Origin of the sequence: Deferrivibrio essentukiensis (genome assembly GCF_020480685.1) — a bacterium.
Lineage (GTDB): Bacteria > Chrysiogenota > Deferribacteres > Deferribacterales > Deferrivibrionaceae > Deferrivibrio > Deferrivibrio essentukiensis.
The window spans coordinates 28506-45731 of record NZ_JAJAFU010000005.1; the positions used below are offsets into that span (position 1 = coordinate 28506).

Here is a 17226-nt window from a genome sequence, read left to right on the forward strand (position 1 = left end):
GGAGGAATCATGAAATCAAGAGTTATAATAATTTCTATACTATTTGTATTTTCCGTTTACAATTTGACAGGTTGTGTGGCTCCTGTTGTAGTGGGTGCTGCTGCTGGTGCTGGAGCTACTTACTCATTGACGGCTGATTCAGTAAGTGATGCTGTTGATGCTCCGAAAGAGGTAGTAATTGAAAAATTTATAAGTATAGTTAAAAAAAGAAACGGTGTTATTCTTTTTGCAAGTATCACTGACGGTAATGTAAAAGCGGAAATTGGCAAAGTAAAATTATTTTTGACTGTTGATAATGTAACTAAAGGAGCAGTTAAATTTACTATAAGAGCAAGAAAAGGTTATAACCTTCTTCCTGACAAAGAAACAGCTATAGAAATATATACTGAGCTTTCAAGAGGACTTAAATAGATGATTAGAAGTGCTAAAATACCTGATGTTAAAGAGATACAAAATCTTGTAAATTTTCATGCTAAAAAGGGTGAAATGTTAACTTTGAGCTTGAGTGAAATTTACGAGAGAATATTTGAGTTTGATGTGTATGAGGAAAACTCTCAAATATTGGGGTGTTGTGCACTTCATCCTTCATGGGAGGATTTAGCTGAAATTAGGTCATTGGCTGTAAAAGAAGATTTTATTGGTAAAGGTATTGGTAAACAGTTAGTAGAAAATGCATTAAAAAGGGCAAAGGATTTGGGTATTAAAAAGGTTTTTGCTCTTACTTACAAACTTGAATTTTTTAAAAAACTTGGGTTTTATGAGATCTCAAAAGATGGACTTCCGAGAAAGATATGGTCAGATTGCCTTAAGTGTCCGTTATTCCCTGATTGTGACGAAATTGCCGTAATGATTGAATTGTAGCGGAGTAAAAAGAATGATTGTTGAAGAACTGATTGGCAGATTTAATAAATTAAATGAAAAGTTTGAGCTCTTTATCCCTGTGGTAAAAGAAGATAAGCTGATTGAGGAGATCGAAAAGGTTGATAAATTATCCGTTGAAGACCCTGATTTCTGGAATAAAAGGGAATCTAAAACTCTTTTAAAAGAACAATCAATAAAAAAGAAATTTTTAGAAGAGTATAGGTATATAAAACAGTTAATAGAAGATTGTAAAGTAATGGTTGAGCTAATTGATGCTGGTGAAGAGGGCGCTGAAGGTGAATTGAATAATATTCTTGATGAGCTTGAAAAGAGAGTTACTGACTTTGAACTGAGACTTATACTAAACAGTGAAAATGACAGTAATAATGCAATTGTTACTATTCATTCCGGTGCCGGTGGGACTGAGGCTAATGACTGGGCTAATATGCTTTTTAGAATGTACACCATGTGGGTTGAAAAAAAGAATTTTAAATATGAAGTGCTTGATTTGATTCCGGGCGATGAAGTCGGAATAAAGTCGGTTACTTTTAATATAATTGGTGACTATGCTTACGGTTATATGAAAGGGGAGACAGGTGTTCACAGGCTTGTTAGGCTATCACCCTTTGATGCAAATAATAAAAGACACACTTCATTTGCTTCTGTCTTTGTACTGCCTGAAATTGATGATGATATTGAGGTTAATGTAGTAGAGTCGGATTTGAAAATTGATACATTCAGAGCAAGTGGTGCCGGTGGACAGCATGTCAACACTACAGATTCGGCTGTCAGGATTACTCATTTACCTACCGGAATAGTTGTCAGCTGCCAAAACGAGAGAAGTCAGCACAAGAATAAAGCTCATGCTATGAAGATATTAAAGGCAAAATTATATGAACTTGAAATCGAAAAACGTAACAAAGAAAAAAATGAGTTAGAAAACAGCAAATCTGAAATAGGTTGGGGAAATCAGATAAGGTCTTATGTTATGCATCCATATAAAATGGTAAAAGACTTGAGGACGAGATATGAAACAGGAAACGTTGATGCGGTTATGGATGGTGGATTAGACGAATTTATAAAGTCTTACTTATTCTTTGTTGCTGGAATTAAAACTGATGGTGTATAACAAAAAATTACGCTCAACTTATGCTAAAATAGACTTAAAAAGGTATGCAGATAATATTAATTATCTCAAAATTAAAGGGAATAGTGAAGCTATCGCAACTTTAAAGGCAAATGCTTATGGGCATGGCGCTGTTGAGCTTGGAAAATATCTTTTATCTACAAATATATCTGATTTTTTTAGCGTTGCGACTATTGCAGAAGGTGTAACTTTAAGAGAGAATCTCGGGAAAAAACCTAAAATATTGATTTTAGGTTATGTCGATAACTTGTACTTTAATGATGTTATAAACAGTAACTTAATTATGACAATTTATGATTTTGATATTGCCGAAAAGTATCACTCTTACCTGACAAAACATAATATAAAAATGCCTGTAGCATTAAAAATAGATACAGGAATGAATAGGCTTGGCTTTGATACCACTTTGAATTTAAGCATCTTTAGAGAAGAATTTAAAAACTTTGATATTGCTTTAGTAATGTCTCACCTTTCAAGCCCTGATAGCGATGATAATTTTACAAAAAAACAATTAAATGAATTTGACGATTATGTTAAAAGATACTCTATTGAAAATACTTCGGTTTTAAACTCTTCTGCAATTTTGAAATATGAAAATAGGTACACATATATTCGTCCGGGTATTGCTTCTTTTGGATATGTTTATGGTGTTAAAGATAGCTATCTTAAGCCCGTTATGAGCATTTATTCAAATATTGTTCATATAAAGAACATTAAAAAGGGTGAATCAATTAGCTACAATAGAAAGTTTATTGCTGACAAAGATATGAAAATTGGTGTGTTGCCGGTTGGTTATGCAGATGGTTATCCAAGACTTTTTACCAACAGAGCATATGTTAAAATAGATAGTTTTAGATGTAATGTACTTGGTGCAGTATGCATGGATATGATTATGATTGACTTGACAAATGTGCCTGAAAGGTTTTATAGTCATGAAGTCGAATTGTTGGGGGATAATGTGTCCGGCTATGAATGGGGAAATTGGGCTGAAACGATAATTTATGAACTTTTATGTAGAATTTCAGATAGAATACCAAGAATATATGTGAGTGAAGATGGAAGTAGTAATTAGATTTTTAAATATAATAGGGACACCTTTTGCAAATTTAATTTATGGCTCAGGCAGAATGTTTCTTTTATTTATTGAAACTTTAATATGGGCCTTTAAACCTCCTTTTAGATTTAAACTTTTGTTAAAGCAGGTTGAGTTTATTGGGATAAATTCTTTGTCAGTGGTTATATTAACCGGAACTTTTACTGGTATGGTTTTTGCTTTTCAAAGTTATATTGGTTTTAGTAAATTCGGTGCTGAATATATGGTTGGGACAGTAGTTGCTCTTGGGATGGCACGAGAGTTAGGCCCAGTATTAAGTGCTATTATGGTTGCTGCAAGGGCAGGCTCTGCAATTACTGCTGAATTAGGTACTATGAGGGTTACAGAGCAGATTGATGCACTATACTCTCTTGCAGTTGAGCCTGTACAGTACCTAATACTTCCAAGAATTATAGCTGGTTTAATTGTTATGCCTATACTGAATGCTGTCGCAGTATTTTGCGGGACAATAGGCGGTTATTTTGTAGGGGTAAATATTTTAGGAATAAACAAAACATTATATTTGCAAAACATGTATAGGTATGTTGATGTAGGAGATTTTTACAATGGTATGATTAAGGCACTTGTTTTTGGTCTTATTCTTACTCTTGTTGGTTCATATAAAGGATTTTATACAAAGGGTGGGGCAGCCGGTGTAGGACAAGCAACTACTGAATCGGTAGTCTTATCTTGCGTACTTATACTTGTGTTTGACTATATTTTAACGGCATTTATGTTTTAGGATAAATAATGATTGAAAACGTTGATATTCAGATTGAAGTAAAAGGGTTGTATAAGAGTTTTGGTAATTTTGCTGTTCATAAAGGGATAGATCTTCTTATCCCAAGAGGAGCGATTACTGTTATACTCGGGCCTTCAGGTACTGGAAAAAGTGTTTTACTAAAACAAATTATGGGCTTAATAAAGCCTGATAAAGGGGAAATATTTGTTGATGGTGTTGATATCACAAAAATAGATAAGAATGAATTGATAAAAGTTAGAAAAAAGTTTGGGATGCTATTTCAAAATGCTGCTCTTTTTGATTCAATGAATGTTTATGAAAATGTGGCTTTCCCTCTTAGAGAGCATACTAAGTTAAAAGAGAAAGAGATTAGAGATATTGTGATAGAAAAATTGAGGGTTGTTGGTCTTAAAGATGTAGAATATAAAATGCCATCGGAGCTTTCCGGTGGTATGCGAAAAAGGGTAGGGCTTGCTCGGGCGATTGCCCTTGAGCCGGATATCATTTTGTATGATGAGCCTACAACAGGGCTTGATCCGATTATGAAAGATGTAGTGGATAATCTTATTTATAACACTCAAAAAAAGCTAAATATTACTTCCGTTGTCATTTCTCATGATATTGACAGTACAATTAAGATTGCTGATTATGTGGCAATGATTTATGATGGTAAAACGGTTATAAACGGGACAATAGAGGATTTAAGGACTACTGATAATCCTTATGTCCAGCAGTTTTTAAGTGGCTCAATGGATGGACCTATTAAAATTTTTTAGAGGGGTATTAGTTTATGAAGTTTGGACTTGAAGCGAAAGTAGGTGTCTTTGTGGTTCTTTCTCTGATACTAATTGGTTATATGACTACAAAAGTAGGAGATATAAGCTTTGGTAAGCAAAAAGGTAATATTATCAAGGCTTACCTTAATAATGCCTCAGGTCTTGAAAAGGATGCAATTGTGAAATTTAAAGGGGTTGATGTAGGTTATATTAAAGATATAAAACTTGAAGACTCAAAAGTTGCACTTGAATTGGTAATAAAAGAAGGTGTTATCTTGCCGTCAAACTTAAGAGTTTCTGTTCGCGCAAGCGGTTTTTTGGGTGAAAAATTCCTTGAACTTGAACAGTTAGGGGAAGATTCCGCAAGTACGTCTTTAAAAAATGGCGATGTAATTACGAACTCCAAAGAGAGTGTTGACTTTGATCAGTTAAGTGCAAAGTTGGGTGATATAGCTGACCAGGTAAATATCCTGGTAAAATCTCTCAATGATGTTTTTTCTTCTCAAGAGGGGAAAGAAAATATGACAAAAACACTTGAAAATGTAAGATATTCAACAGAAAGCCTTAAAACTATTCTGGAAGAAAATCAGAAAAAAATAAATACCATTGTTAATATTGTGGAGCAAATAACAGATACTATCAGTAAAATGACAATTGCCAATCAATCAAATATTAATGAGCTTATAGCAAATCTTACGGAAGTATCAAAAGTATTGAAATCTCAAACACCTGAAATTGCCAATAAGGTTAACAATATTACAGGAAATATAGATAGTCTTGTTGCAGGCTCTAAAGATGATTTGTCCGATACAGTTAAAAATATGAAGACTGTCACAGCAAAGCTTGAGAAGTCTGTAGATAATATTAATGAAATTACTGATAAGATTAATAAAGGTGATGGTACTATTGGTACTCTATTAAATGATAATGAGACTGCCAAAGATGTTAAGGAAACGGTTAAAGGATTGAAAAACATGGTAACTCAATTTGATAGATTTAAATTTTATCTGTCTTTCAGTGGTGAGAAGATGTGGGATACAGGGGAGAGTAAAGGATATTTTAAGCTCAAAGTGCAACCGCGAAAGGATAAATATTATCTTTTAGGTCTTGCCACCAGTACTAAAGGGAAAGCATATGTTACGAATACTACATATAATTACAGTGGAGATGTACCTTATTATATTGAAGGACCTTCAAGCTCCACAAGTACCTCATATTCTGTAAAAGAAACCAAAAGGCAGGAAAATTCATTAACTTTTATAGCTCAGTATGTACAACGATTTTATGATAAAGTGGATTTGAGGATAGGGCTTATGGAGTCAGAGTTTGGAGTAGGGGCAGATTATTTCCCGCTTGATGATGAAAAACTCCAAATATCATTGGATGCCTATGATTTTTCAGACAGTAACTCAGATAGAAAGCCTCATATGAAGACAAGTTTATACTATAATTTTACTAAGAACTTATATTTAAATGTAGGTTATGATGACTTTCTAAACGATGATACCAGAAGCGGATTTCTTGGTGCAGGGCTTATATTTCTTGATGATGACCTTAAATACCTTTTTGGAAAAATCCCATTGCCGACTAATTAGGATATAAGATGTTATTAAAACTTGGTATTTCTACATGTCCTAACGATACTTTTATATTTGGACCAATTATTAATAATTTTATAGGCCATCATTACGAAATAAAAGTAGTCCTTGATGATGTGGAAGTTTTGAATAATTTAGCGATAAAAAGCAAACTTGACATTGTAAAAGTGTCCTATGGAGTAGTTGATAAAGTCAAAGAAAATTATATGGTGCTAAGAGCGGGTGGGGCTTTGGGTTTTGGATGTGGTCCTATTTTGGTGTCAAAAAAAATCAAGACTAAGGACAATCTTAAAAGAGCAAAAGTAGGTATACCCGGATTTAACACTTCAGCTTTTAAGATATATAAACATTTTTTCCCTGATTTTGAAAACGACTTTACTGAAATGCGATTTGATAAAATTATGCCTGCTATTGTAAATGGGGATATAGATGCGGGGCTTGTTATTCATGAAGGTAGGTTTATATATAAAGATTATGGTCTGGCAAAAATTGCTGATTTGGGAGATTTATGGGAGAGCAGATACAGCCTGCCTATCCCTTTAGGTTGTATCTTAATCAACAGAAATATTGCAAATATTGCCGGTGATTTTTGCAATTTAATCAGGAATTCTATTAAATTTTCTTCAGAAAATTATAACGATATATTTCCATTTATAAAAAAATACGCAAGGGAGCTGAATGGTGAAATCATAAAAAAACATATTGAGCTTTTTGTTAATGATTTTTCCCTTGATGTTGGAGAATATATTGATGAATTAGCTAAATTTATTGGTGCGAAGAATTCGATTTTTGTAGGATGAAATTGTATTATTTATACGCAGTTTTTCTTATTGTTTACTGCATATTACACAGTGTATTAGCTGATTATAAGGTAATTGGTAAAATATATCATTTGTGGTGGTATAGATTTTTTTATGTTTTTTTATCTACTGTTTTACTAATTCCTTTATTTGGGATTTACTTTAAGTTACCAAAAGAAGAATTTTTTTATCCACCTTTACCATATAGGTTATTTTTATATTTAGTAGGCGCTATTGGACTTTTTGTGGGATATATTGCATCAAAATCCTATGATAATGATTCTTTTTTAGGATTAAAACAGATTAAACAATACTTCAAAAATAGAGAGAAATATCATTACGAATCTACTAATTTAATAACAGATAAGGGAATTTTAAGTATTGTTAGGCATCCTTATTACCTTGCAGGTATTTTAATTTTATGGGGTAGGCCGCTTTATGTTAAAGATTTTATAACTAATATTATTTTTACTCTTTACTTTATTTTGGGGGCAATAAATGAGGAAAGAAAATTGATAAATGTTTTTGGAGATACTTATAAAGAGTATAAGAAAAATGTACCTATGCTTTTTCCTAAGGTAAAAATAAAAAAATGAGTTTTTATGCAATTTATAATCCGGCTAGCGGAAGTTATAGTAAGAGTAAGATAGATTATATTATAAAATATTTTAGTGACAACTATTCAATAGATTTAGTTGCTGTGGAATCTAAATATCAAGGCTTTGCAAAAGACTTTTTTGAATCGAAAAACCCTAAACTTGTAATTATAATAGGCGGAGACGGATTTATACGAGATGTTGTGGAGGGTTTGTATTATAATAAAATTAAAACTAAAATATATTTTATCCCCCTTGGCACAGTTAATGTTTTATGTCGCGAGCTTTCTATTGGCTCTAACTATAAGACTGCCCTAAAAAGATTTGATATTAATTCCACTGCTTTGCCGATGAGAATAGGAATTGCAGGTGATAGGGTTTTTATACAAATGATGGGTTTTGGACTTGATGCTGTTTCCGTGAAAAATATAAATTTAAATATAAAAAAATATATCGGCAAATACGCTTACGTTATTTCGGGGATAAAAGGCATGCTTATGAAATACACTACAATTAATGTTTTTTTTGATAAGAAATTTTATAAGCCGTGCCATATGATTGTAAGTATTGGAAATCTATACGCAGGCTCTTTTAAGATTTATAATAAAAAGTCCGACTATTTCAAGGTCTTAATGGCAGAGAAAAACAATTTTAAAGAAATTTTAAAATACTTAATTCATATATTTACATTTTATAAATGTTTACCTATATTCCTCACCAATGTCATTAAAATTGAAAATGTAAAGGATGCTCAACTTGATGGTGATTATGTGAATTTTGATGGGAAGGACTTACTGATAAGGTTGGTAACGACAGATTTGTCTATACTTAAACCAAGGGGATAAAGTGAAAGAAAGATTAAAAGAACTTTTTAAAATTCAATTAGTTAATTTTTTCCTTATTTTATGTTTACATATGTTATTTTATTTATTTTCAACAAAAAGTAATGTGTTGTATTCAAAAATATTTGTTATTTTATCGGCACTTTCAAATGCATTTATGTTTATTTTTGTTTTAACTATAATAAACTTACCTTTTATAATATTAACTAAAAAGTTACAAAAACTGTTTATTTTCTTGTCAAGTATAATATTATTAGTCTTTTTGCTTGTGGATTTGGGTATTTATAGAATTTACGGGTTTCACTTCAATGCAATGGTTATTGGAATGGTTACAACGCCAGGATTTTGGGATTCAGTACAATTAGGTATGTCTACGACTTTGACTTCTATATTTTTAATTTTATTATTATTTATTTTTGAGATTTTAATAGTAAAGTTCAGTCCAAAGATAAATTTTAAACCTAAATATATCTTATTGGTGTATTTAAGTTTAATTCTTTTGACAGCTTTTGAGAAGGTTGGATATGCAATTTTTGATATATATAATATTCAAAATGTTACAAGATATACAAAAATTTACCCATTATATCAGCCCTTGACGGTCAGAGGCTTTGCGAAAAAAGTGCTGAAAATCGATATAAATAAGGAAAAAGGGCTTAAAATTACGAAAACCAATCTCGATTACCCGAAGAGTAAAATTATTATTAAGAATACAGCGGAAAAGTCTAAAAATATTTTAGTTGTAGTAATTGACAGTTTGAGATTTGATATGATTAATGATGAAGTTACGCCAAATATTTATAAAATAAGTAAAATATCACAAAATTTTCAAAATCACTATTCAGGGGGTAATTCAACTCGATTTGGCATATTTTCTCTTTTTTACGGGTTATACGGTTATTATTGGCATGATTTTCTTAATAATAGACAGGGACCGGTAATTTTTAATGTATTAAAAGATTTGGGCTATAATTTTAAAATATTATCCGCGACACTTTTAACTTTTCCTGAGTTTAGAAAGACTGTTTTTATTGATATACCTGAATCTGTTGAAGATACTTTTGATACTAATGACAAGCCATTGAGAGAAAAAATATTAGTGGATAGATTTAAAAAATTTAGAGATAATTATACATCTGACAAACCGTATTTTTCTTTTATTTTTTTTGATGCACCTCATGCAAGGGAGTATCCTAAAGAGTTTGAAAAATTTCATACAAATGGAAAGGAAGCAAATTATCTTATAATAGGTAAAAAAAATATCACAGCAGTAAAAAATGCTTATTTAAATTCAGTGTACTATGACGATTACCTTGTAGGAGATATTTTTAATTATTTAAAAGAGAAAGGGGACTTGGAAAATACAATTGTAGTGATCACTGGGGATCATGGTGAAGAATTTTATGAAGAAGGGCATTTTGGGCATAACAACAGTTTTGGTAAATACCAAACTAAGGTGCCATTTATAGTTTACTTCCCCAAAAAAGAGCCTAAAAACATTAATACAATGACTTCACATTATGATTTTGTACCGACAGTATTAGATTTGGTAGGGGTAAGTAATCCTCACAAAGATTACTCCTTTGGTGCAAATATGTTTGATATGCCTCTAAGGGAATATGTAATTAGTTGCAACTGGAGTAATTGCGGAATAATTGACAACGAGTCTGTATTATATTTTTCTTATGAAACGCATAAATCACTAAATATGACTCTTTATGACCAAAACTATAATGAAGTGACTGATAGGGATTTTATTAATAAAAAGAAGCAAAGACTGTATTCATTAATAAAAGAGTTTAGCTATTTTTATAAACATTAAGGCAGCTCCATATTAGAGCTACCTTAACGAAATATTTAAATTGACTTATAATTTGTTAGATATCCTGAATTTTTAAAACTATCTTACCAAAATGTTTATCTTCTTCCATCATTCTGTGAGCCTCAACAACTTCATCTATTGTAAATACTTTTGAAATTATAGGTTTTATGCTGCCATCAGCAAATTTTGGCAAAGCTACCCTTATAAATTCTGATACTATTTCACCTTTTTCACTTACTGGTCTTGACCTCAAAACGGAACCTATAATCTGCTGTCTTTTAACCATCATAAGTGCAAGATTAAGCTCTGCCTTAATACCGCTAATTACCCCTATTATAACAAGCTTCCCCTTGTACGCTAAAGAATTCATGTTTGGCGCCAAATACTTTGCTCCTACATGGTCTAAAATAAGATCAACACCTTTTTTATTGGTAAATTCTTTAACAATTGGAGAGAAATCATCTGTTGATGTGTAATCAATTACGAGGTCTACACCAAGTTTTTTTACATTTTCAATTTTTGAAGGGTGTGCAGTAACGATTAATTTTGAGTTAGGGGTAAGGGCTTTGCAAAGCTGAACCCCCGCAGTATTAACTCCGCCGCCACCGCCGTGTAAAATAGCAGTTTGTCCATCTTTAAACTCGCCTAATATAAAAATATTTAAAAAAGCGGTTATATATGATTCACATATACAAGCAGCCTCTTCAAATGTCATATTTTCAGGGATTGGAATAAGATGATTTCCATAGGCTACAGCATATTCTGCATATCCGCCACCGCCAACAAGACTTACCACTCTGTCACCTTTCTTCCATCCTGTAACGTTTTTGCCAACTTCTTCAATAACTCCTGCTACCTCAAGGCCAAGTATTTCTGAGTCCCCAGGAGGGGGTGGATATTTACCTTCTCTTTGAACTAAATCAGGTCTGTTGATAGATGTTGCTGCTACTTTAATTAATACCTGGTCATCATTAGGTGTGGGCTTTTCTGCCTCACCTACAGTTAAAACATCAAGTCCCCCAAAACCTTTTAAAAGTACTGCTTTCATAGATAATCCTCCTTTTAAACCTTTATTTCAACATTAAGTCCAAGGCAATTTTTATATTTACCGATAATAGGATTTACTTCAGCTTCAACAAAATCTTCAACTTGCTCAGAAGCTCTACCTATAAAATCCTTAGGATTAAGCATATTTTCAATCTCCTCTTTACTAAGAGGGATTTCTTTATCATTAATCAGCCTTTGTATCAAATCATTAGGCTTTCCTTCAACTTTGACGACTTTACCTGCTTCCATGGAATGTTTTCTGATTATTTCATGCATATCCTGTCTGCTGGCACCTTTTTTAACTGAAGCCATAATAATATTTTCTGTTGCCATAAATGGTAACTCTTCCATAATATGCTTTAAAATCATATTTTCATAAACAACAAGTCCGTTTGTAACATTGTAAAGAAGCTCAAGAATAGCATCAATTGTCATAAAAGCTTCAGGAATAGTGATTCTTCTATTGGCTGAGTCATCAAGAGAGCGCTCAAACCATTGAGTAGCATGCGTAAAATATGGGTTGATAGTCAGAGTAATTACATGCCTTGAGAGTGAGCAAATTCTTTCACTCCTCATAGGGTTTCTTTTGTAAGCCATCGCACTTGAGCCAATCTGACTTTTTTCAAAAGGCTCTTCAATCTCCTTGAGGTTTTGCAGTAATCTCAAATCAGTTGCCATTTTATGAGCTGATTCAGCTATCCCTGCAAGTGCTTTTAATACCTTAGTATCTTGTTTTCTTGTATATGTTTGACCGGCAATCTTTAATACCTTTTCAAATCCCATCTTTTTAGATACCAGCTCGTCAAGCTTTTTTACCTTTTCATGATTTCCTTCAAAAAGATTTAAAAATGATGCCTGTGTCCCGGTAGTCCCTTTAACCCCTCTAAATTTTAAGTTTTCTTTTACAAACTCAAGCTCTTCAAAGTCCAATACAAAATCTTGAAGCCACAAACAAGCTCTTTTGCCTACAGTAGTTAATTGAGCAGGTTGATAGTGAGTAAATCCTAATGTAGGCAAGTCTTTATATTTCAAGGCGAATTGCTTAATATTATTTATGACATTAACTAACTTCTTAACTACTATTTCAAGCCCTTCTTTCATTACAATTAAATCTGTATTATCACCAACGTATGCACTTGTTGCACCAAGATGAATTATTGGCATAGCTTTGGGACAGACTTTTCCAAAAGTATGAACATGAGCCATAACATCATGTCTAAACTTTTTTTCCATTTCCGCTGCATACTCAAAATCAATATTATTGATATTTTCTTTCATCTCATCAATTTGCTCTTGAGTTATGTTAAGTCCAAGCTCTTTTTCAGACTCAGCCAAAGCAATCCAAAGCTTTCTCCATGTTGAGAATTTCTTTTGTGCTGAAAAAAGCTCAAGCATCTCCTTGCTTGTGTATCTTTCAGCTAATGGATTTTGGTAAACCGAATAGTTTTTCATCTCAGCTCCTTATCTTTTTACTCCAATATTTTGCTTTTTCTTTAACTTGTTCAATATCAATCGTAGTAAACTTTCTATCTTTTAATAGACATTGTCCATTCACAAAAACATCAGTCACATTAGAAGGCTCAGCAGTATAAACTAAGTGTGATATTGGATTGTAAACAGGCAACATATTTATATCGTCAAAAGAAACAATCATAAAATCTGCAAAATTACCTTTTTTTAACTCTCCACATTTACTTAAATTTAGTGCTTTTGCCGCATTTTTTGTGGACATATTAAAAACATTTTCTGCATTCATTATGGTGGGGTTTAAGTTTAGACCTTTTTGTGTTTTTGCGAAGGTAGACATTTCTTCAAACATGTTAAGACTATTGTTGCTTGCATTACCGTCAGTTGCAATGGTAATATTTGCTCCAGCTTCTTGTAGCTTTTGAGCTTTTATGAATCCGCTTGCAAGTTTTAGATTACTTTTTACACAAGCAGCAATATTTGCTTTTTTTCTTCCTAAAATCTCTATTTCTTCATCATCAACCCAAATGACATGTGCAAAAATTGTATTTGTATCAAACAACCCGATTTCATCAAATAATCTTACAGGTGTTTTTCCGTATCTATTACTTATTTCATTTACTTCCCACTCTGTTTCAGCTAGATGTGTATGTATTTGTATGTTGTATTTGTTTGCAAAATCTATACATTTTTTATAATTATCAGGGTTTACTGTGTAGGCTGCGTGTGGGCAAATGGAAATTTTTATTAATTCATCATTTTCAAATTCTTCGATTAATTCTTCGATTCTTCTAAGATATTCATCAGAATTTTTTGCAAATTTTGTTGGGAAATCTAGCACACCACCACCAACAACACCCCTTAATCCAACATCTTTTAAGGCTTTTCCTATGTATTTGGAAAAGAAATACATATCATTAGCACATATTGTTCCAGATCTTATCATTTCAGCTGCTGCTAATGTAGTCGCGTCATAAACAAACTCTTCATTTAGCATTTTGCTCTCTGCTGGCCAAATATGCTCTTCAAGCCATGACTTTAAAGGTAAGTCATCAGCAAGACCTCTGAAATATGACATCGGAAGGTGAGTATGGGTATTTATAAAAGCAGGAAATATCCCTGAATTCCCTTTATCCAATACTTCATATTCACCATCAGTTAGTTGATTACTAATACCTTCAATAAGATTATTATTAATTAAAAGGAATTTATCCGTGTGAATTTTATTGTTATAAAAAATATATTTGGCTTTAATAGCTAATTTTTTCATAATTCTACCTTTGTTTGCATATATTAATTAATTCAGCAATATCTTTTGCTCTAAAATCTGGCATTACACCGCTTAGCTTACCATAACCATATTCGCAAAAACAAGTTTTAATATTAGCATTTTTTCCGGCTTCTATATCAGTGTAATTATCACCTATTATAATAGCTTCACTTGAAGAAAAATTGTATTGATTTAATATAGAGATAATAGATTTAGGGGATGGTTTTTTCTCAGGAAATGAGTCAGCTCCATACCAGTTATCAAAATAATTATCTAATTGGTAGTGTTTGACAAGATAATCAGTATTTTTAAATGCTTTATTTGATAATATTACCATTATTTTGTTTTGGGATTTTAAGTATTCAAATACTTGAAAAATATTTTCAAAAGGTTTTGTTTTGTTAATTTGTTTTTCTTGATAAATTTCTCTAAATTTTTTTTCATATTCATCTTTAAAAGAGGTGTTTCCTATTGCTCTTTTAACAAGCATTTTAAACCCATCACCTACATAACTTTTTGTAGTTTCAATATCGAAAGTTTTTAAATTAAAATACCTTAACGTTTCTATGAGTGAATCATGAATATCTTCAATGGTATCAAGAATTGTGCCATCAAGGTCAAATATAAATAAGTTAAACATTTTTCACCTTCTAAGATATTAGTAACTTTTAGAGAATACAAAAAATAAATTTAAAATCAACTAATTTTGAAAGAACTCGGGGGAAATATAAATAAGACAATAAAAAAGCGGGCATTAAGCCCGCTTAAAATCTTTAAGATTAAAGACTTACAACATTAACTGCTGCAGGTCCCTTACCGGTTTTTTCAATTTCAAACTGAACTCTTTCACCTTCAGCCAAAGTTCTAAAACCTTCTTTCTGAATTGAAGTGTGATGAACAAATACATCCTCACCATTTTCCTGTGTGATAAATCCAAAACCTTTTGTGTCGTTAAACCACTTAACTGTTCCTTTGAGCATTTCTACCTCGCTAATTATAAAATATTTTTGCAGTATAAAAAAAGAGCCGTGCTGGACGCACGGCTTACTAGTTTTTTAAACTGCTGTACTACCAACTCTAATGTGAAGTATATACTAATTAATTTTTAATGCAAGTATTTTTTTGTTTTAAGATAATTTATTTAATATTATGGGTAACTATAAAACAATAACCGATAAAGCCAAGTCCAATTAAACAACCCTAAAATACCTGAATAATACCCAAAAAACAATTGACAAGCCAATTAAAAATTAATATAAACAAGCCTCACTAATTAGCGCCCTTAGCTCAATTGGATAGAGCGTTTGACTACGGATCAAAAGGTTGGGGGTTCGACTCCTCCAGGGCGCGTTTTTATTCTAAACAAGAAGGCAAAAATAATGAAAAATATTTTTATTTCTGATTGGTCGTTTACAAAAGAATATTTTCCTGCCATTTCTAAAAAATTTACTTTTTTTGAACCTTTTGTTGACAATATAGACTATGTGTTGGGTGAAGTCGATAATGGTGGAGAGACTCTAATCGGATGGTCAGCCGGAGCACATATTATTTCAAAATATATTGATACATTTGGTGATAAGTGGGAAAAAATTATACTAATTGCACCATATATGCATTTTGTTGAATCTTTTTTTGAAGAGAATATAGATATTATCATTAAGGGGCTTAATAAAGATTTTGCTAAAACAGTTAAGTACTTCCAGGCTAAAGCGGGTGTTATTCCTATCGCTCAGCCTTCGGAGAAGTATTTGAATAATTTAATTGATGGATTAAATTATCTTAAATCTTCAAAGATAACTGAAGGCTCATCTGCCAAAAATGTCCTTGTCATATACGGTTGTGCCGACCAACTAATTAAAAGAAGGAGTATATTGAATTTTCTTAATAATTTTAAAAATTCCGAGTTTACGGAAATAGATCAACCTCATTATATCCCGGAAGATGTAATCCTAAAGTTAACGCAAAAACAGTTAAGCGATATTTAAAAAAATTAATAAATTACTTGACAAATGTGCTCTAATTTATTTAAACTTAAAAAAGATAATTTTGGTCAAACAGGAAGTGAGTTATGAATAATTTTGAAATAAATATTGGTGAAAGAGTAAAAAAGTTAAGGAATGAAAGGGAATTGACTTTGCAAGACGTCGCCAATATGACCGGTTTTTCGAAAGCATTGATTTCTCAGATAGAGAATAATGTGGTAACTCCTCCGATAAATACACTTGCCAAAATTGCAAAGGTATTAAATGTAAAGATGACTTATTTCTTTGAAGAGGAAATAAATTATAAGGACTACTATCTTGTGCCTTCTGACAAAAGGAAGTTTGTTTTTAGAGAAGGTGCTAAGCATGGATATTTATACGAAGAATTAGCGTCTATTAAAAATAATGACTTGTTTGAAACCTTCATTGTTTCTATTAAGCCAAGTTCGGGTGAGAAAAAATTGTTCAGCCATGAAGGGTACGAATTTATGTTTTTATTAAGCGGAAATATTAGGATGTATTTAAACAACAATACTGTTGAGTTGAAAGAGGGGGACAGTATCGCTTTTAATTCAAAAATACCACATTATGCTGAAAGTTTAATCAATGATGATTCAAAGGTTTTGTCTGTTAGGGTTAAAAATATTCAGTTTAAAAGCTAATCTATATTGAGCTTTAGGTAAATATCTTTATAGCTTAAATATCTTGCTGCGTTGCTTCTGATCATTTCTAAATCTTTATCTGTAAGCTCCCTAACTACTTTTGCAGGGTTGCCCACGATTAGGCTGTTTTCAGGATAATTTTTATTTGGGGGAACTACGGCTCCGGCTGCTACAAGTGAATTTTTCCCTATAACTGAATTATCCATAATTATGGCACCTATTCCGATAAGACAGTCATCTTTAATTTTACATCCATGCAAAGTCACGCTGTGAGCAATAGTGACCCTTTCACCTATCTCGGTAGGAAATTTGTCTTTAGTAACATGTATTATTGCGCCATCTTGTATATTTGAGTCTTTACCTATTTTGATATAGTTGACATCACCACGTATTACTACGTTATACCAGATACTTACGTTATCTTCAATGGTAACGTCTCCAAGGATTATAGCATTTTTTGCGATGAAAGTGTTTTTACCGATTTTCGGTTTTAGTTTAAGTCTTTTTTCGACATTTTCCAT

19 protein-coding genes and 1 tRNA gene are annotated in these 17226 nt (G+C 32.0%); 14 read left to right on the forward strand and 6 right to left on the reverse strand.

The window, feature by feature from the left end:
- Positions 1-9 precede the first annotated feature (9 nt).
- Genes LF845_RS03945 through LF845_RS03995 form a run of 11 tightly spaced genes read left to right on the forward strand, consistent with a single transcriptional unit; the run spans position 10 to position 10277 of the window.
- Complete coding sequence (locus tag LF845_RS03945; protein WP_242819701.1) at positions 10-411, forward strand: hypothetical protein; 402 nt, start codon at positions 10-12, stop codon at positions 409-411.
- Complete coding sequence (locus LF845_RS03950) at positions 412-861, forward strand: N-acetyltransferase (protein ID WP_242819702.1); 450 nt, start codon at positions 412-414, stop codon at positions 859-861.
- Positions 862-874: 13 nt separating this feature from the next.
- Positions 875-1990 (forward strand): peptide chain release factor 2, encoded by a 1116-nt coding sequence (gene prfB, locus LF845_RS03955; protein WP_242819703.1) that lies wholly within the window; start codon positions 875-877, stop codon positions 1988-1990.
- Complete coding sequence (gene alr, locus LF845_RS03960) at positions 1980-3080, forward strand: alanine racemase (protein WP_242819704.1); 1101 nt, start codon at positions 1980-1982, stop codon at positions 3078-3080. The genes prfB and alr overlap by 11 nt, the downstream gene beginning before the upstream one ends.
- On the forward strand, positions 3064-3843 hold the full coding sequence (locus tag LF845_RS03965; RefSeq protein WP_242819705.1) for an MlaE family ABC transporter permease: 780 nt from the start codon (positions 3064-3066) through the stop codon (positions 3841-3843). Before alr ends, LF845_RS03965 begins: the two co-directional genes overlap by 17 nt.
- Positions 3844-3851: 8 nt before the next feature.
- Entirely contained in the window at positions 3852-4619 is a 768-nt protein-coding gene (locus LF845_RS03970; RefSeq protein ID WP_242819706.1) for an ABC transporter ATP-binding protein, read from the forward strand.
- A 14-nt stretch (positions 4620-4633) separates the two neighbouring features.
- Complete coding sequence (locus LF845_RS03975; protein ID WP_242819707.1) at positions 4634-6214, forward strand: MlaD family protein; 1581 nt, start codon at positions 4634-4636, stop codon at positions 6212-6214.
- A gap of 8 nt (positions 6215-6222) precedes the next feature.
- Entirely contained in the window at positions 6223-7017 is a 795-nt protein-coding gene (locus tag LF845_RS03980; RefSeq protein ID WP_242819708.1) for a 1,4-dihydroxy-6-naphtoate synthase, read from the forward strand.
- Positions 7014-7613: a methyltransferase family protein gene (locus LF845_RS03985; protein ID WP_242819709.1), complete on the forward strand. Its 600-nt coding sequence runs from the start codon at positions 7014-7016 to the stop codon at positions 7611-7613. The genes LF845_RS03980 and LF845_RS03985 overlap by 4 nt, the downstream gene beginning before the upstream one ends.
- Positions 7610-8458, forward strand: a complete 849-nt coding sequence (locus LF845_RS03990) for a diacylglycerol/lipid kinase family protein (RefSeq protein ID WP_242819710.1) — start codon at positions 7610-7612, stop codon at positions 8456-8458. The genes LF845_RS03985 and LF845_RS03990 overlap by 4 nt, the downstream gene beginning before the upstream one ends.
- A 1-nt stretch (position 8459) precedes the next feature.
- Positions 8460-10277, forward strand: a complete 1818-nt coding sequence (locus tag LF845_RS03995; RefSeq protein ID WP_242819711.1) for a sulfatase-like hydrolase/transferase — start codon at positions 8460-8462, stop codon at positions 10275-10277.
- Between the two features lie 55 nt (positions 10278-10332).
- Here LF845_RS03995 and LF845_RS04000 read toward each other — a convergent pair whose 3' ends face one another.
- The 5 genes from LF845_RS04000 to LF845_RS04020 all read right to left on the reverse strand — a co-directional run bounded on the left by LF845_RS04000 (position 10333) and on the right by LF845_RS04020 (position 15041).
- On the reverse strand, positions 10333-11325 hold the full coding sequence (locus tag LF845_RS04000) for an NAD(P)H-quinone oxidoreductase (protein WP_242819712.1): 993 nt from the start codon (positions 11323-11325) through the stop codon (positions 10333-10335).
- A gap of 14 nt (positions 11326-11339) precedes the next feature.
- Positions 11340-12776, reverse strand: a complete 1437-nt coding sequence (purB, locus tag LF845_RS04005; RefSeq protein WP_242819713.1) for an adenylosuccinate lyase — start codon at positions 12774-12776, stop codon at positions 11340-11342.
- 1 nt (position 12777) lies between these two features.
- Entirely contained in the window at positions 12778-14061 is a 1284-nt protein-coding gene (locus LF845_RS04010) for an amidohydrolase (RefSeq protein WP_242819714.1), read from the reverse strand.
- Positions 14062-14065: 4 nt separating this feature from the next.
- The gene (locus LF845_RS04015) at positions 14066-14701 is read right to left on the reverse strand and encodes an HAD family hydrolase (protein WP_242819715.1); all 636 of its coding nucleotides are present in this window, start codon (positions 14699-14701) and stop codon (positions 14066-14068) included.
- 139 nt (positions 14702-14840) lie between these two features.
- Positions 14841-15041, reverse strand: coding sequence for a cold-shock protein (locus LF845_RS04020; protein ID WP_242819716.1), 201 nt, complete (start codon positions 15039-15041; stop codon positions 14841-14843).
- 296 nt (positions 15042-15337) lie between these two features.
- Here LF845_RS04020 and LF845_RS04025 point away from each other — a divergent pair.
- From LF845_RS04025 to LF845_RS04035, 3 genes are all read left to right on the forward strand, one after another.
- Positions 15338-15411: transfer RNA gene (locus LF845_RS04025), tRNA-Arg, on the forward strand.
- A gap of 29 nt (positions 15412-15440) precedes the next feature.
- Positions 15441-16046: a hypothetical protein gene (locus LF845_RS04030; RefSeq protein WP_242819717.1), complete on the forward strand. Its 606-nt coding sequence runs from the start codon at positions 15441-15443 to the stop codon at positions 16044-16046.
- Positions 16047-16129: 83 nt separating this feature from the next.
- Positions 16130-16705 (forward strand): helix-turn-helix domain-containing protein, encoded by a 576-nt coding sequence (locus LF845_RS04035; protein ID WP_242819718.1) that lies wholly within the window; start codon positions 16130-16132, stop codon positions 16703-16705.
- On the opposite strand, the gene LF845_RS04040 is transcribed toward LF845_RS04035, so the two are convergent.
- Entirely contained in the window at positions 16702-17226 is a 525-nt protein-coding gene (locus LF845_RS04040; protein WP_242819719.1) for a gamma carbonic anhydrase family protein, read from the reverse strand. The two genes, LF845_RS04035 and LF845_RS04040, sit on opposite strands and share 4 nt — an antisense overlap.